24 protein-coding genes and 1 pseudogene are annotated in these 24431 nt (G+C 68.4%); 15 read left to right on the top strand and 10 right to left on the bottom strand.

From position 1 onward, the window contains the following. Positions 1–34: 34 nt before the first annotated feature. Positions 35–226 carry a ferredoxin gene (locus tag NBRGI_RS32465; RefSeq protein WP_029900997.1) on the bottom strand — a complete coding sequence of 64 codons (192 nt, stop codon included), beginning with the start codon at positions 224–226 and terminating at the stop codon, positions 35–37. Then, positions 223–1656, bottom strand: a complete 1434-nt coding sequence (locus NBRGI_RS32460; RefSeq protein ID WP_195088426.1) for a cytochrome P450 — start codon at positions 1654–1656, stop codon at positions 223–225. The genes NBRGI_RS32465 and NBRGI_RS32460 overlap by 4 nt, the downstream gene beginning before the upstream one ends. Before the next feature lie 134 nt (positions 1657–1790). On the opposite strand from NBRGI_RS32460, the gene NBRGI_RS32455 reads away from it, so the two are divergent. The 3 genes from NBRGI_RS32455 to NBRGI_RS32445 all read left to right on the top strand — a co-directional run bounded on the left by NBRGI_RS32455 (position 1791) and on the right by NBRGI_RS32445 (position 4599). Further along, positions 1791–2459 (top strand): TetR/AcrR family transcriptional regulator, encoded by a 669-nt coding sequence (locus NBRGI_RS32455; protein WP_029900995.1) that lies wholly within the window; start codon positions 1791–1793, stop codon positions 2457–2459. A 213-nt stretch (positions 2460–2672) separates the two neighbouring features. Then, positions 2673–3788 (top strand): PheS-related mystery ligase SrmL, encoded by a 1116-nt coding sequence (gene srmL / locus NBRGI_RS32450; protein ID WP_029900994.1) that lies wholly within the window; start codon positions 2673–2675, stop codon positions 3786–3788. A gap of 148 nt (positions 3789–3936) precedes the next feature. Next, positions 3937–4599, top strand: coding sequence for a DUF4360 domain-containing protein (locus NBRGI_RS32445; RefSeq protein ID WP_200882257.1), 663 nt, complete (start codon positions 3937–3939; stop codon positions 4597–4599). Positions 4600–4709: 110 nt separating this feature from the next. Here NBRGI_RS32445 and NBRGI_RS46810 read toward each other — a convergent pair whose 3' ends face one another. Together NBRGI_RS46810 and NBRGI_RS32435 are read right to left on the bottom strand one after the other, a co-directional pair. Continuing rightward, positions 4710–4907 (bottom strand): general stress protein, encoded by a 198-nt coding sequence (locus tag NBRGI_RS46810; protein WP_014985927.1) that lies wholly within the window; start codon positions 4905–4907, stop codon positions 4710–4712. 158 nt (positions 4908–5065) lie between these two features. Beyond that, positions 5066–6343: a glycosyltransferase 87 family protein gene (locus NBRGI_RS32435; RefSeq protein WP_029900992.1), complete on the bottom strand. Its 1278-nt coding sequence runs from the start codon at positions 6341–6343 to the stop codon at positions 5066–5068. A gap of 131 nt (positions 6344–6474) precedes the next feature. Here NBRGI_RS32435 and NBRGI_RS32430 point away from each other — a divergent pair, with 131 nt between their 5' ends. Both NBRGI_RS32430 and NBRGI_RS32425 read left to right on the top strand, forming a co-directional pair. Beyond that, positions 6475–6867: an ankyrin repeat domain-containing protein gene (locus tag NBRGI_RS32430; RefSeq protein WP_029900991.1), complete on the top strand. Its 393-nt coding sequence runs from the start codon at positions 6475–6477 to the stop codon at positions 6865–6867. A gap of 70 nt (positions 6868–6937) precedes the next feature. Further along, the gene (locus NBRGI_RS32425) at positions 6938–7354 is read left to right on the top strand and encodes a nitroreductase family deazaflavin-dependent oxidoreductase (protein ID WP_029900990.1); all 417 of its coding nucleotides are present in this window, start codon (positions 6938–6940) and stop codon (positions 7352–7354) included. Positions 7355–7368: 14 nt separating this feature from the next. On the opposite strand, the gene NBRGI_RS32420 is transcribed toward NBRGI_RS32425, so the two are convergent. Continuing rightward, on the bottom strand, positions 7369–8742 hold the full coding sequence (locus NBRGI_RS32420; protein WP_029900989.1) for an FAD-dependent oxidoreductase: 1374 nt from the start codon (positions 8740–8742) through the stop codon (positions 7369–7371). 158 nt (positions 8743–8900) lie between these two features. Between NBRGI_RS32420 and NBRGI_RS32415 the strand changes: the two genes are divergently transcribed. Continuing rightward, positions 8901–10454, top strand: a complete 1554-nt coding sequence (locus NBRGI_RS32415) for an amino acid permease (RefSeq protein ID WP_029900988.1) — start codon at positions 8901–8903, stop codon at positions 10452–10454. 31 nt (positions 10455–10485) lie between these two features. Further along, positions 10486–11184, top strand: coding sequence for a hypothetical protein (locus NBRGI_RS32410; RefSeq protein ID WP_148311030.1), 699 nt, complete (start codon positions 10486–10488; stop codon positions 11182–11184). Here NBRGI_RS32410 and NBRGI_RS32405 read toward each other — a convergent pair whose 3' ends face one another. The 3 genes from NBRGI_RS32405 to NBRGI_RS32395 form a co-directional block, all read right to left on the bottom strand. Beyond that, positions 11185–11676 carry a carboxymuconolactone decarboxylase family protein gene (locus NBRGI_RS32405; RefSeq protein WP_029900986.1) on the bottom strand — a complete coding sequence of 164 codons (492 nt, stop codon included), beginning with the start codon at positions 11674–11676 and terminating at the stop codon, positions 11185–11187. Beyond that, complete coding sequence (locus NBRGI_RS32400) at positions 11673–12752, bottom strand: NAD(P)H-dependent amine dehydrogenase family protein (protein ID WP_029900985.1); 1080 nt, start codon at positions 12750–12752, stop codon at positions 11673–11675. Before NBRGI_RS32400 ends, NBRGI_RS32405 begins: the two co-directional genes overlap by 4 nt. Before the next feature lie 156 nt (positions 12753–12908). Continuing rightward, a complete protein-coding gene (locus NBRGI_RS32395) occupies positions 12909–13631 on the bottom strand; it encodes an esterase/lipase family protein (protein WP_029900984.1) in 723 nt (240 codons plus the stop codon). Positions 13632–13835: 204 nt separating this feature from the next. Here NBRGI_RS32395 and NBRGI_RS32390 point away from each other — a divergent pair, with 204 nt between their 5' ends. Beyond that, positions 13836–14165, top strand: coding sequence for a hypothetical protein (locus tag NBRGI_RS32390; RefSeq protein WP_029900983.1), 330 nt, complete (start codon positions 13836–13838; stop codon positions 14163–14165). 8 nt (positions 14166–14173) lie between these two features. Here NBRGI_RS32390 and NBRGI_RS32385 read toward each other — a convergent pair whose 3' ends face one another. After that, a complete protein-coding gene (locus tag NBRGI_RS32385; protein WP_029900982.1) occupies positions 14174–15316 on the bottom strand; it encodes an erythromycin esterase family protein in 1143 nt (380 codons plus the stop codon). Between the two features lie 82 nt (positions 15317–15398). Here NBRGI_RS32385 and NBRGI_RS32380 point away from each other — a divergent pair, with 82 nt between their 5' ends. The 4 genes from NBRGI_RS32380 to NBRGI_RS32365 all read left to right on the top strand — a co-directional run bounded on the left by NBRGI_RS32380 (position 15399) and on the right by NBRGI_RS32365 (position 21887). Further along, positions 15399–16133, top strand: a complete 735-nt coding sequence (locus tag NBRGI_RS32380; protein WP_029900981.1) for a TioE family transcriptional regulator — start codon at positions 15399–15401, stop codon at positions 16131–16133. 87 nt (positions 16134–16220) lie between these two features. Then, complete coding sequence (locus NBRGI_RS32375; protein WP_081878324.1) at positions 16221–17003, top strand: alpha/beta hydrolase; 783 nt, start codon at positions 16221–16223, stop codon at positions 17001–17003. A gap of 77 nt (positions 17004–17080) precedes the next feature. Next, positions 17081–19333, top strand: a complete 2253-nt coding sequence (locus NBRGI_RS32370) for a serine/threonine-protein kinase (protein WP_029900979.1) — start codon at positions 17081–17083, stop codon at positions 19331–19333. A 295-nt stretch (positions 19334–19628) separates the two neighbouring features. After that, positions 19629–21887 carry a tetratricopeptide repeat protein gene (locus NBRGI_RS32365; protein WP_029900978.1) on the top strand — a complete coding sequence of 753 codons (2259 nt, stop codon included), beginning with the start codon at positions 19629–19631 and terminating at the stop codon, positions 21885–21887. Here NBRGI_RS32365 and NBRGI_RS32360 read toward each other — a convergent pair whose 3' ends face one another. Beyond that, complete coding sequence (locus NBRGI_RS32360) at positions 21888–22454, bottom strand: NADAR family protein (RefSeq protein ID WP_029900977.1); 567 nt, start codon at positions 22452–22454, stop codon at positions 21888–21890. A gap of 8 nt (positions 22455–22462) precedes the next feature. On the opposite strand from NBRGI_RS32360, the pseudogene NBRGI_RS49995 reads away from it, so the two are divergent. The 3 genes and pseudogenes from NBRGI_RS49995 to erm form a co-directional block, all read left to right on the top strand. Then, positions 22463–22693: pseudogene (locus NBRGI_RS49995) on the top strand (tyrosine-protein phosphatase); the annotation flags it as partial. 19 nt (positions 22694–22712) lie between these two features. Then, complete coding sequence (locus NBRGI_RS44480; RefSeq protein WP_200882256.1) at positions 22713–23249, top strand: tyrosine-protein phosphatase; 537 nt, start codon at positions 22713–22715, stop codon at positions 23247–23249. A gap of 267 nt (positions 23250–23516) precedes the next feature. Then, entirely contained in the window at positions 23517–24377 is an 861-nt protein-coding gene (erm, locus tag NBRGI_RS32350; protein ID WP_029900976.1) for a 23S ribosomal RNA methyltransferase Erm, read from the top strand. Positions 24378–24431: the final 54 nt, after the last annotated feature.

The following is a 24431-nucleotide window of genomic DNA, read 5'->3' as shown; positions in this document are numbered from 1 at the left end:
TCCACGCCGGAAACGGGTAGCGGGGTATGCGCGGTCAGGGGATGCGGCGCAAGGCCTCGACGGGACAACTGTCCACGACCAACCGGAGGAGGTCCGGGTCGGACTCGGCGGCCGCGTCCGCGAGCGGTTCGACGATGCCGTCATCGCCCACGCGGAACAGGTTGGGGGCCAAGGCTTCACACATGCCGTGGCCCTCGCAGCGGGCGCGGTCGGCGACGATCCTCACGACAGTCGTTCCAGCCGGATCGGCAGGCCGTCCGCGGGCATCGGGCCGGTGCCCGCGACGAGCGGCACCTCGTAGCCGGGCCGCAGCGACCAGCGGTAGCGCAGCAACATCTGGTGCAGCACCGCTTTCACGGTCATCCCGCCGAAGTAGAGGCCGATGCACTTGTGCGCGCCGCCGCCGAACGGGGCCCAGGCCAGGCGATGCGATTTGTCCTCACGCCGGTCGGCGGCGAATCGTTCGGGATCGAACGCGTCGGGATCGTGCCAGTAGGCCGCGGTGCGCATCATCGGGTAGGCGCCGACGACGACGAGCGTGCCGCGCGGCAGATAATGACCCAGAATATCGGTGTCCCGCGTGGTTTCCCGAACCTGCTGTGCCACCGGCGAATACAGCCGCAACGCCTCTTTGAACGCGAGGTCGAGCCCGGGCAGCCGGTCGAGGTCGGCGTAGTCGAGCGTGGGTTTGCCGAGCGCCAGGGACTCCGCCCGCAGCCGCTCCTGCCAGTCCGGATGGCGGGCCAGCTCGTAGGCCAGCATGGTCGCGGCGATCGTGCTCGTGTCGTGCGCGGCCATCATCACGAAGATCATGTGCTCGATCACTTCGCGGTCCGAGAACGTATGCCCCTCTTCACTTTCCGCGGTGCAGAGCACGCTGAACAGGTCCTTGCCCGCACCCGCGCGTTTGGCGGGCAGTTCGCGCCGGAAGTAGTCGGCCAGCATGCGGCGACCCCGGAGGCCACGCGACCACACGCCGCCGGGCACATTGGTGCGCAGCAGCGCGGTCGCACCGTGCACCGCGTCCTCGAAAGCCCTGCTGAGCATGACGCTTTCGGGTCCGAGTTCGGCGCCGGCGAAGACCTCGGTCGCCTGCGCGAGCAGGATCTTCTTGACCTCGTCGTAGAGCGCGAAATGCGCACCGGGCCGCCACTGCGCGATCCCCCGGGTGATCCGCGGCGTCGTCAACTCGAGGTAGCCGACCAAGCGCGGCCTGGTGAACGCCTGCTGCATGATCCGGCGATGGAACAGATGCTCGTCGAAATCCCGCAGCAGCAGACCGCCGTGGAAGAACGGTCCGATCACGAACTCCCAGCCGCGCTGCGCCGAGAACACCTTGTCCCGGTCGAGCAGCACTGCCTCGACCGCGGCGGGACTGAATACACCGACCGTCCGGCGACCGAGCAGACCCATCCAGCTCACGGGGCCATAGCGTTCGAATCGGTTGCGCGCCAGCCCGATCGGGTCACTCAGCGCATGCAGGGTGTAGCCGATGCCGGGCGCGCCGAAGTCGCCGAGGACGGGCCGCAGGTCACTGCCCGCGGGCGGCGGCGCGAGCGGCCGCGCCGTGGACGGATACCGCTCGACCACCCGGGCGCCGAGAGTTTGCGCGTGCCTGGCGAGCCGCGCACGCAAGTGCCGGACATCCCCTGGCACATCGGTAATTCTCTGGGGCACAAGAAGACTCATTGCGGCTGTCCCTTCGCGACGCTGCGATGCCCCGACCATACCGGAAACACACGTTTCCGTAAACACTTGTTTCCGAACTTCTGCTGTGCGAGGCTCCTGAGGTGACCCGAGCATTCAGCGGCACCTATCGCGGCACGTCCACCGCCGAGCGCCGGGAAGATCGGCGCAGGCGGTTGATCGACGCCGCCCTAGACATCGTCGGCACCCAGGGTTTGTCGGCGCTGACCGTGCGCGGGGTCTGCGAACAGGCCAAGGTCGGCCCGCGCTTCTTCTACGAGGCCTTTCCCGACCTGGACGGGCTCGCCGCCGCGTTGCTGCTCGAGGTCCAGGAGGCCGCGCTCGAACGGTCCCGGGCCGCGATCGCGGACACCGCGGGCACACCCGCCGACCGGATCCGGGCCGGCGTCGCCGCATTGATCATCGAGGTCACCGACGATCCGCGCCGCGCACAGATCATCTTCGCGCAGGCGTACGGCAGCGAGGCGCTCATGCGCTCGCGTTTCGCGGGGATGCGCCGGGTCGCCGAGGTGATCATCGAGCAGACCCGGCTGGTGCTCGCCCTGCCCGCCGGCCAGGACACCGCCGTGGCCGCCACCTCGCAGTTGATCACCGGCGGCGCCGCCGAACTGGTGCTGGTGTGGCTCGACGGCGGCCTCGACGTCGACCGCGACGGCTTGATCGATCTGATCGCCGATTTCGCCATCGCCATGGTCATGCGCCTGCCCGACGTCGCCCAGCGGCTCTCCGGCGACTCCCCCGCCTCGTCCTGACGCGCCACACCGTCCGGACCGAAAGCGCGAATCCGCTGGCCACTGCGCCGGTAGATCATCTACCCTCGATGCATGAACGCAGGCAGGCGATTTCCTTGCCCCGGGCCGACAGTCGGCCGCGGGGACAGCCGCGTGCGTAGCCGTACGTAGTTCCTGTGGCCGTCGCCGGTTCGGGGGTTGTACCGAAACCGACCGGCTACCAAGGAATTACCGATGCCTACCTATCTCACCACTGCGGATCTGTCGCGCGCGCTGACGGTGCGTGACCTCAGCGACGCCGCCCAGGGCCCGCACGCCATGCAGCAGCTGCTCGACGAACTCGTCGCGGCCCTCGCCGCGCCCGCCGGGCCGACCGTGCGCATCGTGCGCAACTCGCCGATCGTCGCGGTCGCCGACAACTACGACAAGCTCGGCTACGACCCGGCCGATGTCACCCGCGACGCGCGCTACACCCGATACCTCAGCCCGACCGCCATGCTGCGCAGCCACACCACCGCCGATATCCCGGCCGCGCTGCGCAGCTATGCCGAAATACAGACCGAGACAGACGAATTGATCGTCGTGCCCGGTCTCGCCTACCGTCGCGACGTCGTGGATCGAAGCCATGTGGGTGAACCGCACCAGGTGGATCTGTGGCGTCTGCGATCTCGTCCGGACACCGGCGAAGCCGACCTACAGGAGATGATCGCCGAGCTGGTGACCGCGGTGCTGCCCGGCGCGGTGTGGCGCACCACCCCCGCCGTCCACCCGTACACCACACTCGGCCGCCAGGTCGACGTCCGGCTCGAGCACGAATGGCTCGAACTGGCCGAATGCGGGCTCATCGCCGAGCACATCCTGGCCGGCGCCGGACTCGATCCGGCTCGCTGGTCCGGTACCGCACTCGGGCTCGGCTTGGACCGAGCGTTGATGCTGCGCAAGGGAATTCCCGATATCCGTTATCTGCGCTCGGCCGACCCGCGCATCGCCGGGCAACTGCGAGACCTGGCACCGTGGCGCCCGGTCTCGATGCTGCCACCGATCCGGCGCGATCTGTCGGTGGTCATCGCGGACCACACCGACGACGAGACGCTGGGCGATACGGTGCGAAAAGTGTTGCACGACAGGCTCGACGACATCGAGTCGGTGCTCGTCACGGCGCGCACCCCGTGGGATCGGCTGCCCGGCTCCGCGCGGGAGCGCCTCGGCATGCGGCCGGGCCAGGCCAATGCCGTCGTACGACTCACCCTCCGGCCGCTCACCCGCACGCTCACCGACGAGCAGGCGAACGCGATCCGTAATGAGGTCTATCGAGCGATTCATATCGGACCGCATCTCGAACTCGCTTGAACAATAAAGAACCGTCCACCCCGATCGCCGATCCCGCACGGACGCAAACCATTCCGTATCCTCCCCACTTCACTGGGGAGGATACGGGCAGGCGGCACCGACTTAAAGTGAGGTTTGTCCCGCAACCGGAACATTCCGAGGAATTCCAATGTACAAGAAATTAGCCGTCGTCGGCGCCGCCCTATTTGCGCTCGCTTTGCCGATGTCCGGCTCCCCCGTTTCTGGGCAGCCCGGGTCCGACTGGCCGGGCGCCCCACCGGACAAGATCGTCATCGACGTGGTGACCGTCAACGGCACCGGTTGCCCCAAGGACACAGCGGCAGTGGCGGTTTCACCCGACAATACCGCCTTCACGGTGACCTACAGCGCGTACACCGCCCAGGTCGGTCCGGAGGCGAGCCCCACCGACTTCCGCAAGAATTGCCAGCTCAACTTGAAGGTGCACGTCCCGCAGGGCTTTACCTACGGAATCGCGCAGGCGGACTATCGCGGTTTCGCCAGTTTGCAAAAAGGCGCGACAGCACTGGAACGCGCCCGCTACTATTTCCAGGGTAATTCACCGACCGACTTCGTCGATCACACATTCAAGGGCCCGTTCGCCGACGACTGGCAAAAGACCGACACTACCGAGGTAGGCGCGATCGTCTATCTGCCGTGTGGCGAAACCCGGAACTTCAATATCAACACTCAATTGCGAGTGGACGCAGGCACCTCCGATCCCAAGAAGACCAGCTTCATCACGATGGACTCGACCGACGGCGCCATCAACACCACCTACCACTTCGCGTGGAAGGTCTGCCCGAAGCCCTGACCCCGCCCGCACCTGACACTGGAATCCCGTTGGCGACAACGGGATTCCAGCCATGCCGACAAGCCGGATGGGGCGAGGCAACGGCCTCGCCCCATCCTCGTTCGCCAGGGTTATCGGTTGCGGTGACTGTGCGAGCCGCCGAGGCGTTTGGCCGCCGTCGGTTGGGCCGCGGCGCCCTTCTTGCCCGCCTCGCTGGCCCGCTTGGGGTCGTTGTCGAAGCTGCCGCTGCTCGCCTTGCCGCCCAGGCTGGCGATCTTGCGCTGCTGCGCTGCGTCCATGGCGGCAAAGCCGCGTGGGGCGTCGGCCATGCGTATCTCTCCTTGCCTCGGGTGTTCTTACGGCGACGGCCGGGGGTGTCTTCGTGGCCCCTGTAGCCGCCGGACGCAGTCCGTCCCTAGCCGCGCACGGCCGGAGCGGCTGCGTAGGTACCGCCTACCCGAGGTGCCGGCGTGCAAACACGACCGGCTCAGGTCTGCTGCTGTGCCACCAACACCGGGGCGGGTTCCGCCCTGGTCACGGCCCTGCGACCGGAGACGAAGTACAACGCCACGAGCAGCACGCTGAACCACACATAGGTGTTGCCCACGATGTGTTGCCAAGCGGTCCACTGGGTTTCGCGATGCTCGCCGTCGGGCAGCCAGTTCTGCGGCCCGTACACGAAGATCGCGGTGATGATCGCGATCGTCACCCACCAGCCGATGGCCCGGCGCCGCGGCAACCTGGTGGCGGCGTAGCCGACGGCGCCGAACAGCGCCGGGGCGATCCACACCCAGTGGTGTGACCACGAGATCGGCGACAGCAGCAAGGTGAACACCGCGTTGATGCCGAGCGCCAGCGGCGGGAAATCGACCGCGCGCCGCATGGCCGCGACCACGAGCACCAGCAGCGCGGCGCCCAGCACCAGCCAGAGCGCGGTGAACGCGGGCTCGGGCACCTGCAGCCGGGCCAGTACCGCCTGGATCGACTGATTGGTGTGGAAGGCCGAACCGCTCAAGCCGGACACGTTGCCCATCCCGCCGAACCAGTACTTGACCGAGTCGTGCGGCAACACCAAGAACCCGAGGCCCGTCGCCGCGGCGCCGGTGATCGCCGCCGTGGCCGCCGACTTGTAGTCCCGGCGCACCAGGAAGTAGAGCACGAACGCGGCCGGGGTCAGCTTGATCGCGGCCGCGATGCCGATCAGCATGCCGCGCCGCCAGCGCGGCTTGTGGGCCAGGCAGTCGGCCGCGACCAACGCCATGAGCAGCAGGTTCACCTGACCGAAGTCCAGCGTCGCGTGCACCGGTTCCAGCAGCAGACCCAGCGGCGTGGCGCACAGCGTCGCGAACAGCGCGAGTTTGCGCTGGCCGGCCGCGGGCCAGATCCGGCGCGCTACCAGGTACAGCGTCAACGCCAGCGCGGCCACCGAGGACACGAAGAAGGTGAACGAGGCGGCCGGCCAGGGCAGCAACGCGAACGGGCTCAGCGCCAGCGCGGCGAACGGCGGATAGATGAACGGCAGCCCCGCGCCGATCGTGGTCTGCGGCAGCTGGCCGTACATGTCCTTGCCGTGCCGTAGCGCGTCCACGCCCAGCCGGTAGACCTGCAGGTCGATGAACCCGCCGGTGATCTCGTGGAACGGCCACACCGGCAGTAGCAGACAGAACGCGGAGAACCCGATGGCGAGCGCCGGTGCCAGCCACACCACGACCCCGAGTCGACGGTGCTGTGCTTCCGGCTCAACGCGGGTGGTGACACTACTCATCCGCGGCGACTATACCGACCTGTGCGGCGCGGCACACCAGGTGGGAGGGGCTACCCACCAGTATTCGACCGGACTCGGCGTCGCGGCGCGCGCGAGGCGGGAACCGCGCGGGCGGTGGTAGTAATGGGCCCATGAGCGCTGACATGGATCCGGAACTCATCGAGCTCGCGACCAAGGTGTTCGATTTCGCCCGGCAGGGCGACGCGACGGCGCTGGCGACGTACATAGATGCGGGAGTACCCGCAGACCTCACCAACGAAGCCGGCGACACGCTGCTCATGCTCGCCACCTACCACGGGCACCGCGCGGCCGTCGCGGCGTTGCTCGACCGCGACGCCGATCCCACGCGCGCCAACGACAAGGGGCAGACCCCGTTGGCGGGCGCGGTGTTCAAAGGGGAGACGGAGATCGTGCGGCTGCTGCTCGAATCCGGCGCCGATCCGGACGCGGGCACCCCGTCGGCGCGCGACGCCGCCGTGCTGTTCGGCAAGACGGACCTGATCGAGTTGTTCCGCGACTACTGAGCAGCCCCGGAATTTCGCGGTACACGGTTGGTGTTGACCGGACGGAACCGACGAACCGGAGGCGAACGACATGGCACAGAACAGCTTCAACGAACAGATCATCGAGGAGTTCCGCGCGAACGCGGGCAAGGTCGGCGGCATGTTCGAGGGCGCGCACATGGTCTTGATCACCACGACCGGCGCGAAGTCCGGTCGGCGGACCACCAGCCCACTGGTCTTCCTGCCCGACGGCGAGCGGGTGGTGCTCATCGCGTCCAACGGCGGCGCGGACAAGCACCCGGCGTGGTATTTCAATCTCCGCGCGAACCCGGACCTGACCGTGGAGATCGGCACCGAACGCTACGAGGCGAAGGCCGAGGAGGTCACCGGGGCCGAACGCGACGCGCTGTACGCCAGGATGGTCGAGATCATGCCGGGCTTCGGGGAATACCAGGAGAAGACGTCGCGGCGCATCCCGGTGTTCGCGGTGTACCGCAAGCAGGCCTGAGCGCTGGGTCCGGTCTAGCCGCGGGCACGCACCGCGGCGACGGCCTTACGCGCCGCCACCAGAACCGGATCCCAGACCGGGGAGAACGGCGGCGCGTAACCGAGGTCGAGCGCCGTCATCTGCTCGACGGTCATCTGGGCGGTGAGCGCGACGGCGGCGATGTCGACGCGCTTGCCCGCGCCTTCCCGGCCGACGATCTGCACGCCGAGCAGACGGCCCGTGTGCCGCTCGGCGAGCATCTTCACCGTCATCGCCGCGGCGTCGGGGTAATAGCCCGCGCGGCTGGTGGATTCGATGGTGACCGTGACGTATTGCAGTCCGGCGGCCTGAGCGTCCTTCTCGCGCAACCCCGTTCGGGCCACCTCGAGGTCGCAGACCTTGCTCACCGCGGTGCCGACGACCCCGGGGAACGTCGCGTATCCCCCGCCGACGCCCGCGCCGATGATCTGACCGTGTTTGTTGGCGTGCGTACCCAGGGCGATATGCCGCTCCCGGCCCGACACCAGGTCGAGCACCTCGACGCAATCGCCGCCCGCCCAGATGTTTTCGTGACCGCGCACCCGCATGGCCAGATCGGTCAGCAGTCCGCCGTGCGCACCGAGCGGTAGCCCCGCGGCGCGCGCCAGCTCCGTGTCGGGGCGCACCCCGATGCCGAGCACCACCACGTCCGCCGGATATTCGGCGCCGTCGGCCACCACCGCGCGGACGCGACCGTGCTCGTCGGCCAGCACCTCGGTGACCTCGGCCTTGCTGACCACCGTGATCCCCATGCCGCACATGGCTTCCCGGACCAGCGCGCCCATGTCCGGATCCATGGTCGCCATCGGCTCGGGGCCGCGATGCAGCATCGTCACGTCGTACCCGCGCTGAATCAGCGCCTCGGCCATCTCGACGCCGATATAGCCCGCGCCGACCACCACCGCGCGTTTGCCCGTCGTGGTCTCGAGCGTATCGATCAGCGCCTGTCCGTCGTCGAGCGTCTGCACACCGTGCACACCGGCGGCGTCGATGCCGGGCAGCGGCGGCCGGATCGGGCGCGCACCGGTGGCGAGCACGAGTTTGTCGTAGTCCGTCCAGGATTCGTCGCCCGAGTCGAGCGCCCGAGCCCGCACCCGGCGGCCCTCGAGATCGAGCTCGAGCACCTCGGTGCGCAGCCGCAGGTCGATGTCGCGGGCTCGATGCTCTTCGGGCGTGCGGGCGATCAGGGCGTCGCGGTCGAGCACGTCGCCGCCCACCCAGTACGGGATGCCGCACGCGGAGAACGAGGTGAACCGGCCGCGCTCGAAAACGACGATCTCCAGTTCGCGTGCCGCCCGCAGCCTGCGGGCCTGCGAAGCCGCCGACATGCCCGCCGCGTCACCACCGATGACCACCAGTCGCTCCGTCATACCGCCCACGCTACGGCGGCGAACCGCCCGGCGGGCGGCGGGGGTCGGCGCGATTTGCCGCGGAATTCCTGGTTGCCGTGCGGTTGACCATCGATTACTTCACACTGATCTTCTGGCAAACGCTGTGTGAGGGCAGCGTTTACACCCTGGAGCAGTACATGAGCGATAGCACGCCACCACCTTCCGATGATGAACGCCGGCTCGCCGAGCTCGGCTACAAACAGGAATTGGCGCGATCCTGGTCCGGATTCTCGAACTTCGCCATCAGCTTCACCATCGTCTCCATCCTGACCGGCGGATTGGCCAGTTACGGAATAGGTTTGGCCAACGGCGGGCCGATCACCATGGCCTGGGGCTGGCCGCTGGTCTCCATCATGGTGCTGTTCGTGGGCATGGCGATGGCGGAACTGGCCTCGGCCTATCCCACCTCCGGCGGTCTGTACTGGTGGGCGTCGCAGCTCGGCGGACCGGTGTGGGGCTGGTTCACCGGCTGGTTCAATCTGATCGGCCAGATCGCGGTGACGGCGGCGATCGACTACGGCGCGGCGATCTTCACGACGGTCGTGCTGAATGTGATCGGCATCGATATCGGCACCGACCGCACCGCGATCTTCCTGGTTTTCGTCGTCATTCTGGTGCTGCACGCGATACTCAACGCGATCGGGCCGCATCTGTCCGCGGTGATCAACAATATTTCCGCATGGTGGCACGTCGGCGGCGTCGCGATATTCGTCCTGGTGCTCGCGTTCGGCGCGGAACAACACCAGAGCGTCGGCTTCGTGTTCACCGAAACGGTGGACAACAGCGCGGTCGGGTTCGGCGGTGTGGCGTTCAGCTTCCTACTCGGCCTGCTGCACGCCCAATACACCTTCACCGGATATGACGCCTCCGCGCACATGTCCGAGGAAACCCACGACGCGTCCCGGATGGCGGCGAAGGGCATCATCAACACCATCGTGGTGTCGGCGATCGCGGGCTACCTGCTGATCATGGCGGTGACGTTCGCTATCCCGAATCTGGACGACGCGCTCGATCCGGCGAAGAACAGCGGCTATCCGGTGATCTACATCCTGGAGAATTCGCTGAACTCCTTCTGGTCCGGGTTGCTGCTCATCATCGCGGCGATCGCGCAGCTGTTCTGCGGCTACGCCTCGGTGACCTCGGCCTCGCGCATGCTGTTCGCATTCGCCCGCGACGGCGCGGTGCCGGGTTCGGCACTGTGGTCGAAACTCTCGGCACGGAAGGTGCCGGTGCACGCGGTGCTCTTCATTTCCACGTTCGCTTTCGTACTGCTGATTCCCTCGATGCTGGTACCGGCCGAGAACGCGCCGACCGCCTACGCGGCCGCCACCTCGGTCGCGACCATCGGGCTGTACATCGCGTACGGCATTCCGATCCTGTTGCGCCAACTGAACGGCGCCAGATTCCGCACCGGCCCATGGCAATTGGGCCGCTGGTATCGGCCGATCGGGATTGTGGCGCTGCTGTGGATCGTCGCGATCAGTTTGCTGTTCATCCTGCCGATGGACGATCGAGGTTATCCCTGGAACAGCGAGTTCACCTGGAATACCGTCAATTACGCGCCCATCGCGTTGGCCGGCGTGGTCGGCGCGATCGGAATCTGGTGGCTCGTCTCGGCGCGCACCTGGTTCACCGGCCCGAAACGCACCGTCGAACAGGCCCCGGACGACGAGACACCCGTCAACGCTTAATTTGTCGGTGCCGGTCGCTATGTTCGTCGGCATGGAAAGGATCGACCTGGAGTGCGGGGCCGCCAACGGTCGGATCGTGTTTCCGGGCAACCCGTGGCCCGCCGGGCATGCCATCGAGGAATTCGCGTGGACCGGGCGGCTCGATCGCGCGGGTAATCTGTGGTTCGACTTCCATCTCCGGTCGGTGGACTACGCGGCAGAGGGGCTGCCCGAGCACCCGGCGGACGCGCCGGACTGGTCCTCGCCGGGGGTATGGACGAACTACCACCGGTGCACCTTGTCGTCCACCTATTGGGGCGAGGACGACGGCACCGGCTTTCTCGCGGCGACGCCGGGCAAACTGTTCCAGTTGAAAGCCGCCGCGCCGCAACGGCTCACCGCCGACCCGCTGCCGTTACCGGAGCTCGACGAGCTCGAATATCTGGCCTTCAACATCTACCTGCTCGGCCACGATTCGGTGGCCGGGCAGGAGGTGCTGTTCACCCGCCGCGCGGACGGCACGCACGATATCGAATGGTGTGGCCGAATCGCACTGAGTTACGCGGGCGACCACGAATTCCGCCACCGATTCCGGGTGCGCACGACCGCCGCCCTCGAATACATCCGCTACCCCAACACCCTCACCACCGAGCAGGCGCACCAGCGGTTGCGCGCCGTGCTGGACGCGCCCGACCTGTTCGAGACCGGGCTGATCGAAGGCCAGCCCGCGTGGGTGCCGAAGCGGCGTTGACTACTGGGTGGTCGCGTGACTCGGCAGCACGCAGACAGTGTCCAGGCCGAGCACCCGGTTGAGCCGGCCGAAGGCCAGCCAGGATCCGATGCTCATACTGAGTTCCACCACCTCGGCCTGGCTGTATTCGGCGAACATCCGCGTCCAGAATTCGTCGTCGATGCTGTGGTGGTCCAGGGCGTAGCGTTCGGCGTATTCAGCGGCGAGCCTGGTGCGTTCGTCGAACGCCTCGGTGGTCCGCCACTCGGTGACGGCGTCGGCGAACTCGGGTTCCACCTTTTCGCCGTCGCGCTCGGTACGCCAGTCCTGGCAGAAGAGGCAGCCGTTGATCTGGGCGATCCGCAGCCGCGCGGCCTCGAATTCGCGCAGCCCGAGGGTGCTGTGCGAATACACCGCCAGCGAGAATTGCGACGCGGCGACACCGATACCGGGCACCATTTCGCCCCAGACGTAGCCGATCGGGTCCTTGCCCTCCGGGATATCGATGATCATGGGTGTTTCCTTCCGAGTTTGCCGACCGCGGGACGCAGCGGGATATCGAGTGCGTCGTAGAGTCCTGGGCCCGCTTCGACGAGCCAATCGATCGCGCTCACCAAACGTCCTACCGCCGTGGCGTTTCCGCCCGCCGAACGGTTGCCGTTCTCGTCGCTCGCCTCGACGGTGACCTCGATGCGCGGCTGCCCCTCGATGATCACCCGGTGCGCGCCGTCACCGTCGGCCGGCGCGGGCCAGTCCGGCGCGCAGGACGGATGGATGCGGGTGACGTGCTCGACCACGATGCGGGGCGCGCCGTCGACGATGCCCTGCACCTCGAAGCGCACCGCGCCCTGCGTGCCCGCCACGAACTCGCCCATCGACCGGGTGGTGATCGTGGCGTCCAGCGCGCGGCGATCCAGGGTCTCGCGGATCTCGTCCAACTCGACGCCCAGCGCCCGGGCCATCAAACGAATCTGCCCGCCCCACACCATGGTCGGCACGCTCGGTGCGAGCATCGGCGGCTGATACTCCATCGGCTGGCCCATACCGACCAGGTAGCGGACCGAGTCGGGCTGGTCGTAGGTGGAGTAGTCGAAGATCTCCTGGCACCGGATCACCTCGACGGTGCTGCCGAGCCCGCTGATCAGCAGTGGCAACACATCGTTGCCCCAGCCCGGATCGACACCGGACACGAACAGCGCACCGCCGCCCTCCGAGATCGCCGTCAGCACCGGCTCGCGGATTTCGGCCGGTGCGTTGCGCGGGTCATAGAGCGCGTAGAGCGCCGGGGTGACGACGACCGCGCCCGCGCGCAGGGCGCGAACGATATCGGCGAGCGCCGCGTCGGGCCGGATGTCACCGGAGGCCGCGTACACGATCGCGCGCGGACTCGCGGCCAGCACCGCGTCCACGTCATCGGTCGCGGCGACACCGAGCGAGTAGTCGAGCCCACTCAACTCCCCCGCGTCGCGCCCGACTTTGTCCGGATTGTGGACGAGCACACTCGTGAGTTCCAGCGCCGGATGCGCCTCGACGGCCCGAATGGCCGCCCGGCCGACATTGCCGGTGCCCCACACCGCAGTGGAGATCATGCGGCGAGCGTAGCAAGCGCTTGGTCGGTTCACGTCGATATCGCGAACCTGGTAGGCTGACGTCATCTTCGGAGCAAGCGTGACGTTTCCGCGCTCCCAACCCCCTTTCGAACCATCCTAGAGTTATCTGTAACCGTCGGTTACAGATAACTCTGCTTACGTCGCGGGCTGCGGCGGGCAGTCGGTGCCGAGTGGTCCGCCCCGCAACGCCGCGTCGATCAACTGCTGCATCGCCAGATCGATCGGCTCGTCCGCGTGCGACACCGCGCGGCCCGGACAGAACGCCTGCACACTGGCGTTGACCGCGCCGGGCAACGACTCGCGTTCCTCTCCCGCATCGGTGCTGAACAGGTGATAGGCGGGCAGACCGGGCGGCAGCGCCGGTTCGGTGTTGAGCCGGGTGAGGAACTCCGAGCCGGGCACCAGATCGCGGCATCCCGCAGCCCACGCGCAGGCCACGCCGAGATACGTGCCGTACTCCGAGGTGCCGTAGTCGACGTAGGTGCCGACCTGTGCCCGCCCGTCGAGGAACTTGACGAAATGACGTTGCGCGAGCCCGCCCATCGAGTGCCCGACCAGGTCGACCCGGGCGGCGCCGGTCTCGCGCCGGATCGCGGCGACCCGCTCCGCGACCGCCTGCGCGGAATCCGCGATCGCGGCGGTCCCCGTCGGATCACCCAGCAGCAGCATCGAGTACGCGACGTAGCCGCGCGCCCCGAGCCAAGCCCGCAACGTCTCGATCTTGCCCGCGTCGGCGGCGAAACCGCCGAGCACGAGCACCGGACGCGCGGGCGCGGGCGCCGCGCCCGCCGTAACCACGCCGAACCCTGTTGCCACGCAACACAACACCACGGCCCACCGGATCACCCGGACCAGCATGCGCACTCCTTTCGGTCGGAAAAGCCCAGGACTTTCGCCTGCACCCTACGTCGAGGTTCCAGTCGCACACCCGCCCCGAGTTCCAATGGCGCAATACTGCTTTTTCGACTCGGACACCCCTGCGAAACTCTGGGAATGCCGCCCCAAGCCCAGGTAGCGTAGGCCTTGCCGCCAAATAATTCCGCCAAAGCGAGAGGGCTGGCCATGGGGTCCGAACCAACTGCACTCGGCTACCTGCGCCGCGACGTGTCGGGTGCGCAGCGGACATGGGACGCGTCCCAGATCCGTAACCTGGCCAAACGTCTCGGCTACCATCTGCTCACCACCGTGGAATACGACGCAACCACCGAAGACCCGGTCGGCCAACTGATCACCATGGTCGACGCGCACGGGCTCGAAGCACTCATCACTCCCACGCTCGACCACCTCGAAGGCACGGCCGAGCCGCTGGTCAACAGCTGCGACATCATCACGGCGCGGCCCGAACACACCTACGCCCGCTGGGCTATCCCGCAGTACGACACCGGCGCGTGAGGGGCGCGTCAGCTCGCGACGCCGGTGCGCACGTGCAGGAGGGCAGCCGCCTGCTCGACGATGAGATGATCGAGTGGAAAGTAGCCCTGCCGCGGCTCGGGATCGGTCCGGGTGCGCGCCGCCTCGGGTATGGCCGCGGGTAGCAGCCCCCAGCTGGAAGTCCGGCTCTGCAAGAAACTCTCGTGGGTGTCCGGTGCCGGTTCCGCGAGGCCGAGCGCCGCGCTGCTGCCCAGACTGCCGATGATGCAGGCGTACTGCTCGTCGTCGAGCAAAGACCCGATGATCGCACCGGCGCACTCATAGCCCGGCAACTCCGCACGCGCGGACGAGCGGGATTGATGCTGCCGCAGGTGCAGGTTGTGCGCGAAGACGAGCGTCGGTCCCCGGCGAGCCTCGATATCACGGATCTCCAACAGGTTCTGGGCCATGAGCGCGTCCCTGGTGGCGAGCAGCAGGGTGATCCGCTCGTCCGGGGCGAGCCGCCGCGCAGCAGCGCCGTGATAGCGGAGCAGGCCGATACCGGCATCGAGATATGCTGCGGCCCTGCGCCATTCGGCGCGAGAGGAGGTCGCGATCAAGTCCGACGCATGTTTGCGCAGGGCGAGCGCCATGTCGTCGGCGAGCAGCCGAAGCCGGTCGGCCGCCGGGGTGGCACCGGGCGACTCGGCGGGGTCGAGCACCGCCGCCGAGCGACTCCAGCGCTCGTCCGGGCCCAGCAGATCGCTGAGATCCAGGTCGAGCCCCAGGTAGTCTCGGGCGTATTCGAGATAGCGGCGCGGGCTCGGCGCGCTGTAATTCTCGCTCGGCGTATCGAACCCGTGAAACGACAGCTGCGCTGCGGGCGGGCGGTCCCGGTTGTAGTCGCGCAGCCATCCGACCAGCTGCCGGTTCGCGTCCAGCGCACCGAAGCCGTGCGAAAAGCCTGAATCCATCGCAGTATCGAGGGTGCCGGTGCCCGCTCGCACGAAATCGTCGACCGCGAACGCGGCCACCCGATCGGTTTCGAGCACGATCGATCGGAAGCCCAGCTCGACCAGTTGCGCGAACAGTTCGTTGCGGATCAGCGCGAAAGCCGGTTCCTGGTGGGTCGGCTCCCCCAGGCCGAGCAGTTCACACGCGGGTGGCACGAGGTCTCGAATTTCCTGAGTCATGTGGGTCAATCGTATCTTTGAAACAACGGTTGAGGCTTTGGTGCTATCACCAGATAAAATAACCGGTAAAGTCTCAAATACGATGAGAACCTTACGGCCCGCCGACCTCGCTCGCGAACACGGACTGTCCACCCAGGCGATCCGCAACTACGAGCAGGACGGGTTCCTTCCGCCCGTGACGCGCAGCGCCAGCGGCTACCGGATCTACACCGAAGTGCACGCGGCCGCGCTGCGCGCCTACCTCGCCTTGCTTCCCGCCTACGGGCACGCGCTCGCCGGGCAGATCATGCGCGCACTGCACGACGGCGACCTGGACAAGGTCCTGCGCACCATCGATCGGGGCCACAGCCAGTTGCTCCGCGACCGGGAAACCCTCGACACGGTACGGAAATCCGTCGCGCACCTGACCGCAGGCCCCGTCGACTCGACGGTGCCCGACGACCGCGCGTCACGCACCATCGGCGAACTGGCGCACCGTATCCGGGTGACCCCCGCGACGCTGCGCAAGTGGGAAGCCGCCGGGATCCTCGTCCCGGCCCGCGACCGCACCACCGGCTACCGCCGCTACCGCGCGAGCGACACCCGGGACGCCGAACTCGCCCACCTGCTTCGACGCGGCGGTTATCCGCTGCGACACATCGCCACCGTGCTGCAACAGGTCCGCACGGCCGGCGGCACCACCGCTCTGGCCGACGCCCTCGACGACTGGCAGCACAAACTGACCACCCAGGGCCTGGCCATGCTCGACGCCGCCGCCCAACTCAGCCACTACCGTCACTCCCTCGAACACGCTGCGCCAGAACAACTCCCGGACTAGCGCCGCGCACTCGACGGCATTCCGCCCGAGTCGGGCGCACCGCCCCCGCGCGCCTAGGTTCTGTCTCGAAGTGGTGAGGGCGGGCCGATGGCCCGCCCTCACCGGTGCCGACATGGGGGTGCATCGGCAGGTCACGTATTCAGCGCTGCGCGGTTTCGGCCGTTGCTGCTGGATCTCTATGTGCCGGAAGGGGTTACGCGGCCGCCTATCATCGTTTGGATCCACGGCGGCAGTTTCTCCGCCGGTGATCGACGCTGGTTGCATCGCACCTTCCCGGACGATTCGGTGTTCGACGAATCGGTCCGCGCCGGGATCGCGTGCGCGTCCATCGACTATCGCTCAAGTATGGAGGCGACCTGGCCCGCGCAGCGCGACGACGTGGCGGCGGCGATCGAGTTCGTGCGTACGCACGCAGACGAATACGGCTACAACGGCGAACGGCTCGGCACCTGGGGCGATTCGGCGGGTGGTCATCTGGCCCTGACCGCGGCCTTGACGAACCCCCGGGTCAGCGCCGTGGCCGCGTGGTACCCGATCACCGATATCGCCTCGATGCTCGACGGCGACGAGTCGTTCTCACCGTGGCTCGGCGGGTGGCCATCACTCATGCCGGAGGTGGTCGCGCAGGCCAGCCCGATCACCCATGTCACCGCGGCCGCACCGCCCTGTCTGCTGGTGCACGGTGCTGCGGACTCGATGGTGCCCGCCACCCAGAGTGAGCGGTTGGTGGCGCGGATGCGCGAGGCGAGGGTTGCTGTGGAGTGTCGGCGGATCGCGGGAGCGGGGCACGGGTTCGAGGGGTATGCCGATGTCACTGGGCTGATCGGCGAGGCCGTCGGATTCTTCGGGGCGCGGCTGGGCAGGTGCTGAGGAGGGGCGGACTGTTTCGCTGAGGTTTTGCGGGCAAACGGCCGGTTCTCGGGTGGGGGCGGGGATACCATGCGCAGATGGCGCACCCCGCCCCGCCGGTTTCGGGGGCGACGGTCGCATCGGACCGTCCGCCCGCACACTCACGCGGCACCGGGGTGGCCGCGGTGGTGGAGCGCTTCGCCGACGCCTGGCGCGACAGCGACGAGCCGCCGGACCTGCGGGCGTATCTGCCCGACTCGCCGGCCATCCGGCGGGTGTCGCTGATCGAATTGATCAAAGTCGATCTCGCCCAGCGCTGGGGCCGGGGCACCGCGCCGAAACGGCTCGCGGAATACGTCGACGAGCTGCCCGAGTTGCGCACGTGGCCGCTGCCGCCGGACCTCATCTACGAGGAGTTCCACATCCGGCGCCGCGCCGGCGCCGCGGTCCAGGTGACCGAGTACACGGCGGCGTATCCCGAACAGGCCGAGCAGCTTTCGGAAATGCTGGCGACCGACGACTATCACAGCACGCTGATGTCGGCGGCCGAGCCGGTGCGACTGGACGACCTGGCGGCCGGGCAGCAGATCGACGACTTCGACCTCATGACGGGACTCGGCAGAGGCGCGTTCGCCCGGGTCTTCCTGGCCCGGCAGCGATCGATGCAGCGACTGGTCGCGGTGAAGATCTCCCGCGACAAGGGCACCGAACCACAGACTTTGGCGCAGCTGGACCACGACTACATCGTGCGCGTGTTCGACCAGCGGGTGCTGCAGAGCCGCAAGCTGCGCCTGTTGTACATGCAGTACGTGCCGGGCGGCACCTTGTTCACCGTGCTCGAACGGGTGCGGGCGACACCGCCCGACCAGCGCACCGGGGCGCTGCTCGTCGAGGTGGTCGACGCGGTGCTGGCAGGCAAGGGCGAGATCAGGCCGAGCGAATCACCGTTGCGCGCGGAACTGACCGCCCTGTCCTGGCCGGAGACCATCGCCTGGCTGGGCCGCCGGTTGGCCGAGGCGCTCGACTACGCGGGCAAAGCCGGTGTGCTGCACCGTGATATCAAACCCGCGAACGTGTTGCTCACCGCCGACGGCGTGCCCAAGCTGGCAGATTTCAACATCAGCTTCAGCGGCAACGTGTCCGGGGACAGTCCGGTCGTGTATTTCGGCGGTTCGCTCGCCTACATGTCGCCCGAGCAACTCGCCGCCGTCCATCCGGACCGGCCGGACACCGCCGAAGATCTCGACACCCGAAGCGATCTCTACGCGCTGGCCGTGCTGCTATGGGAATTGCTCACCGGCCGAAAGCCTTTCGACGACGACGGCGTGACCGGCGGCGATCGCACGGCGTTGGACGGCATGCTCGAACGCCGGTCGGGTAGCCCGAAAGCCTTGCCGTATCGGGATCTTCCCGCCGATTGCCCGGCCGCCCTGCGCCGGGTCCTGGTTCGCGCGCTCGAACCCGATCCGGACAAACGCTGGCCCAGCGGCGCAGACATGGCCCAGCAACTGGAGGTCTGCCTCGACGCGCGGGCCCGCGACCTCGTCGATCCGCCGCCCGGCAGTTGGCGGCTGCGGGCCCGGCTGCTCATGCACCCGATCATGGCGCTGGCCATCGCCGTGCCGAACGCGCTTGCCATCTGGTACAGCTACCACCACAACCGCACGCTCATCATCGCCAAGCTGGACGCGCCCGCACAGCATCGCTTCGACCAGATCGCGGTGACCACGTACGCCCTGTGCTTTCTCCTCGGCTTCGTCGTCACCAATGTGCTGCTGGCCGGGCTGTGGCGGATCTCGCGGGGCTTACGCCAGGGGAAGAACTACGACGCGCGCACGCTCGCCCGGGCACGCTCGGACACCCTGCTGCTCGGCAAACGCAATGTGCTGACCTGTTTCGCGCTGTGGGTGATCGCGGGCGTCGTCGTCCCGGTATCGGTGCAGGCCACGGGAAATCAGCTCACGGCCGAGGCGTACGTGCACTTCTTCCTCACGCAGATCGTCTGCGGCGCCATCGCCATGGCCTACCCGTATTTCATGGTCAACTTCTACGCAGTGCGCTCGTTGTACCCGATGTTCCTGCCGCACGGCGGGCTCGGCGGCGCGGACGGCCGCCGCCTGCGTCAGCTCGACCGGCGCAGCACCTACTTCCTGGCGATCGCCGCCGCGGTACCGCTGCTCGGCGTCGCGGGCGCGACTTTCATTCCGGGCGAAGACATTCCGTCGGTCATCGTGCCGCTGCGCGTGCTGTGCGTCGGCAGCGCGCTCGCCTTCATCGGCGTCTACTGGTTGTTCCGCATGCTGGAGCAGGATCTGGCGGCGCTGGAGCGCATCGTCGCCGGCCGGGATTGACCATTCGGACGGTCGCCGCGCACCCACTGCGTGGCGCTGAAGCGCCACTTTACCGGCGAGGACATCGTGGCCATTTCGTTGCTCGCCGCACAATTTCCGTAACTCGCGCCTGTGTGGTCGGCGTTGCAGGCCGACCACGGACTGGTCGCCCACATCGTGCGCAGGCCGCTCGATACCGCGGCGGCCGGGGCGGGCCTCGGATTGCTGCGCCATTCCCGGCGGGTCCGGGTACGGTATATCCGCCGCAACAGCACAGCGACGGCACGGCCGCATTCGGCGGAAAGGCGGACAGCACATGAACGAGACGTATTCGTCATGGGCTGGGCGGAATTCACCCGAGGACCTACCGCTGGCCGATCGCTATCAGAGCGCGGAGCCCATCGTGCTGCGCGGTAGCAAGATCTATCCGATGTACACCGAGCAGGTCGGCCCCGCGCCGACCGCGGTCACGCTGACGCTGCTGTCCGCCGCCCCGCCGCCGGGGTTGCGCGGGCTCGGAATGGGCGTGTCCGTGGTGAACGGGTACGTCGCGTTGAACGGGCGCCGGCTGGCGGGCGTCGACGTCTGGTCCGACGCGCTCGTCGGCGGCATCACCTTCGATATCGTCGGCACCGGCTCCGGCACCCTGGTCACCTTGACCCCGGTCTGGGTCGACGCCTTCGGCGAGCAGAAGTCCTGGGTCGGCAACTACGGCATCGTCATCGAGACCACGCCCGACGATCGAATCGTGCTGTGGTGCAGCATCGGCGAGGGACCCGCCAATTTCGCCAACCTCGTACTCGAGGTGCAGAGCGCGCCCATCGCCCAATACGGCGGCGACTCGGTGCCCGCCTCGCCGACCGACACCGCCCCCACCCGCCCGCTGCGGTCGATGCCCACTCCACCATCAGGCGAACTCCCCGCCATCCCCGCGCACGCACCAGACCCCGGCTCCATCCAGATGGTCCGCCCACCCGCACCCAACGGCCAGGGCCGGACCCCTGCCGCCGACCCCACCGCACCCCGCGCCGCCCGAACCAACCCGCCGAGCGCCCCCGCCCCGGCCTCGCAACCCATCGCAGAACCCGCTGCCGGAAAAGACCCCTTCGCGACACCACTCGCCGAGCCCGCCGTCGCAAACAACCGCCCGCAACCCCCGCCACCCGCCGAGCCCGCGGCTGCAAATCCTCTCCTCCAGGCCCCATCACTCGCGGAGCCCGCAGCCGCAAACCCCCGTCTTCAAGCGCCGCAGTCCGTCGACCCCGCGACCGCGAACAACCGCCTCCAGCCACCGCCGCTCGCTGAACCACCGGCCGCAAACCCCCGCCCCCAAGCCCCGCCGTCCGTCGACCCCGCGACCGCGAACAACCGCCTCCAGCCACCGCCGCTCGCTGAACCATCGGCCGGAAACAGCCCGCCCCCGCGCTTACCCCACCCCGACGAACTGGGGTGGAATCCCCCGCCCGGCCGGCAGGCGCACGCGGACGAATTCCCTGGAAGCGTCTCGCCCACCCGCCCCTACGAGGGGCCACCCGACAACGGCTCACCCGCGCACGCGCACGCCGGAGCACCTGCCGGAAACAGCGCCGCACCCCAGCAGCCTCCCGCGCCCGGAACCAACTCCCCCGCCGAGCAATTGCGCACCGAAGGCTTTGCCGGAAGCCGGTCACTCGCCCAGCAACTCCATGCCGAGAGCCTGTCCCCGGACGACTCGCCACCCCGCACCGACCGACCGGCGGGAGCCGGCGCGTCCGCCGAGCACTGGCACGCCGGAAGCTCCACCAGAACCGGCGCCCCGGCACCACACCCGTGGGCCGACAACCCCATCGGAGGCAGCGATCCTGCCCACCGACCTCAACCCGAGGGCTCGACGTGGAACACCGCGCCGGGCAACGGTTCACCTGCACAGCAGCCGCGCGGCGCGGACCCTGCTCACGTCTTCGGCGACCGGCAAGCAGAGCTCGAGCGGGTGGCCGGGGAGCAGTCGCGCGCTGAAGTGCACCATGGGGAAAGTTCCGCTGCCCGGCAGGCGCACGGCGACGGGCCGTTGCGGAACGGGCAGTTGCCGCCGACTCCGCCGCTGTCGCGGGCGGCGCAGGCGCATCGGGACGGGCAGGCGCGCACCAATGCGCCGTCGGCGCCCCGGCCCGCGCCTGCGGAGGGCCGGGTTCCACCGGCTAAGCCCGCGGCGCAGGCATCGGTTGAGCCGCCGACCGCGCCGCCGCCGAGTCCACCTCCGCCGCCGGACGACGCCGCCACCGTGGACACCGGCTATCGCGCCGCCCTTTACGACCTGGGCGTCGCCATGTACAGCCGCGGCGAAGAGGATCAGGCGTGCGGCCTGTGGGCGCAGGCCGCCGAGGCCGGTCATCCGGGTGCCGCCTACGACCTGGGCGTCGTCCGGTTCCGGCGCGGCGATCTCGAGGACGCGGAGCGCTGGTGGCGCACCGCCGCGGATCGGCGCGAGCCGCGCGCGATGGCGGGGTTGGCCGAACTGCTCGACCGGCAAGGCAATTACGCGGAAGCGCGGGTCTGGCGGGCGTGTGCCGACGAGGAACGTTCGACGAACGCCTGATCAGTCGCCCGACTGGCCGCCCCGCAGTTGTGCGCGCGCGGCCATCAGCGCGAAGCCGAGCAGATTGACCCCACGCCACTGTGCGGGATCTTCGGCCCGCGGATCGTCGGCGGCCAGCCCGATCCCCCACACCCGGTCCACCGGACTGGCCTCCACCAGCACCCGATCCCCGGTGCCCAGCAGGTACGCGGCGAGTTCGGCGTGCTGTCCGAATTTCGCGACGTTGCCGCGCACCACGGTCTCGAAACGGTGCGCGCGCCACACGCCGCTGTCGAATCCGCGCACCTGCCTGCCGAGCTCTTTCGCTTCTTTCGGCGTGGGCGCGGCCAGCACGCGGGCGGCGTTCTCGGTGTCCCCGAACAGCACCGCTTTGCCCCACATCATGTAGTGCTCAGCGGACTCGAAATGCGCACCACCCAGGGTGAATCGCACCGGCCACCACTGACTCAGGCAGCCCGGCCCTGGCCGCCCGTCCCGCTCCGGCTGATGCCCCCAGAACCACAGGTAGTCCACCTTCTCCCCGGCCGCCGTCACGCTGACCAGGTCTCCCACCGACCGCAGATCCATGATCGAAAGTGTGCCCTACGCATAAGGTCCGAGTGGTGAACAGACACATCTCGTTCGTGCGACTGCACAATTTCCGCGATCTCGGCGGCTACCCGACCCCGGACGGCCAGATCGTGCGGTGGCGGCGCCTGTTTCGCTCCGATTCGCTCGGCAAGTTGCGGGGCGCGGACTGGCAGCGGTTCTTGGAGCTGGGCATCGGCACCGTCATCGATCTGCGCTACCCGTGCGAGATCGAAGCCAAAGGCCGTATCCCGGAACATGATTCGTTCCGCTACCACAATCTCAGCATCGAACATCGCCCCTACGATCAGGCGGCACTGGGTCCCGAGATCGAGGTGGGGCCGTTTCTCGCAGAGCGGTTACCTGGAGGTCGCCTACGACGGCGTCGCCGAGATACGCGAGGCCGTGCGGGTGATCGCCGCCGCCGAGGGTCCGGTGGTCTTCCACTGCGCCTCCGGCAAGGACCGCACCGGACTGCTGGCCGCGCTGGTGCTCGCCTTGCTCGAGGTGCCGCAGGAGCAGATCGTCGCGGACTTCGCGGCCACCGGCCTGGCGACCGAACGGCTGGTCGCGGATTGGCGGGCCGGCCGCGGCGGCGCGATGCCACGCTGGCCGGGTTTCGGGCAGGCGCCGCCGGAAGTGATGCAGCTGTTCCTCGCGGCACTGGCCGCCGACCACGGCTCGCCGCGCGGTTACGCCGTGCGACTGCTCGGCGTCGACGAGGAACTGATCGCGGACCTGCGCCGGAATCTGCTCGCGGCCCCCGCCCCGGCGGGCGTGCTCGCGCGCGAATAATTCGGTCGCGGGACAGTACGGCGGTGCGGTAGCTTGCCACACGTGGGCACATTGTTGATGAACGGAGCGTGCGCGGTCGGCGCGTATTTCATCCGGCTGCGCGCGGAGGCCTGGGCTCTGCCAGCGCACCGCACCGCTCCGGCGTCCCGACTGTCCTGATCGGGATCTGCGCCGACGGTCGATAGCGACCGTCGGATCTCTGTGCCCTGGCATGGGTCCGGGCGAATCACCTTTCCCTGATTCGACCACTCCGTTCGGAGGACACCCATGTCCCGCCATCGTTCGCTGCCGCGCGCCCGCCTCGCGCGCACCCGCAAACGCCTGTCCCAGAATTTCCTCACCGATGCCGGCGCCGCCCGGCTCATCGTGCGCTCGGCGGCCTTGCGTCCCGACGACCTCGTGCTGGAGATCGGCCCGGGTGACGGCATGCTCACCCGGCACCTGCTCGGCGTCGCCGGGCAGATCCGGGCCTACGAGAAAGATCCCGTCTACGCGGCCAAGCTGCGCTGCCGGTATGCGGGAGATCCGCGAATACAGCTGTTCCACAAGGATTTCCGCACGGTGCAGGCCCCGGCGGAACCGTTCGCGGTGGTCGCCAATGTGCCGTTCGGCGTCACCACCGATATCGTGCGCTGGTGTCTGGCGGCGCGGCAGCTCACCTCGGCGACCCTGCTCACCCAGTACGAGTTCGCCCGCAAGCACTCCGGCGACTACGGCCGCTGGAGCAAGCTGACGATCACCCACTGGCCCACTGTCGCAATGGAATTGGGCACACGGGTGGGCCGGGCCAGTTTTCATCCGGTACCCAACGTCGACGCCGCCGTGCTGCGGCTGCGGCGCCGGCCCAGCTCTTTGCTGCCCGCGACAGAGCTGGCCGACTACCGCCAAGTGGTCGAGCTGGGTTTCTCCGGCATCGGCGGTTCGGTGGCGAGTTCTTTGCGGACCCGCTTTCCCGGCCGGACCGTGCGGACCGCCTGCCGCGCCGCGGGCATCGCGCCCGACGAGCCGGTCGGGCCGATCGACCCGCAGCGCTGGCTCGCCCTCTATCGCGGATTGCGCGGCAACTCTTTCCGCGACAGAAACGTATCGGATACATTCGTGTATCAGACAAGGAAGGGCGGCCGGTGACCAGCAACTTCGGCGACTACCAGTTAGAGATCTACCTGCAGGGGCTCAGCGGGG

The organism is Nocardia brasiliensis IFM 10847 (genome assembly GCF_000710915.1).
GTDB lineage: Bacteria > Actinomycetota > Actinomycetes > Mycobacteriales > Mycobacteriaceae > Nocardia > Nocardia brasiliensis_A.
This window is presented reverse-complemented; position numbering and strand designations above follow the sequence as displayed.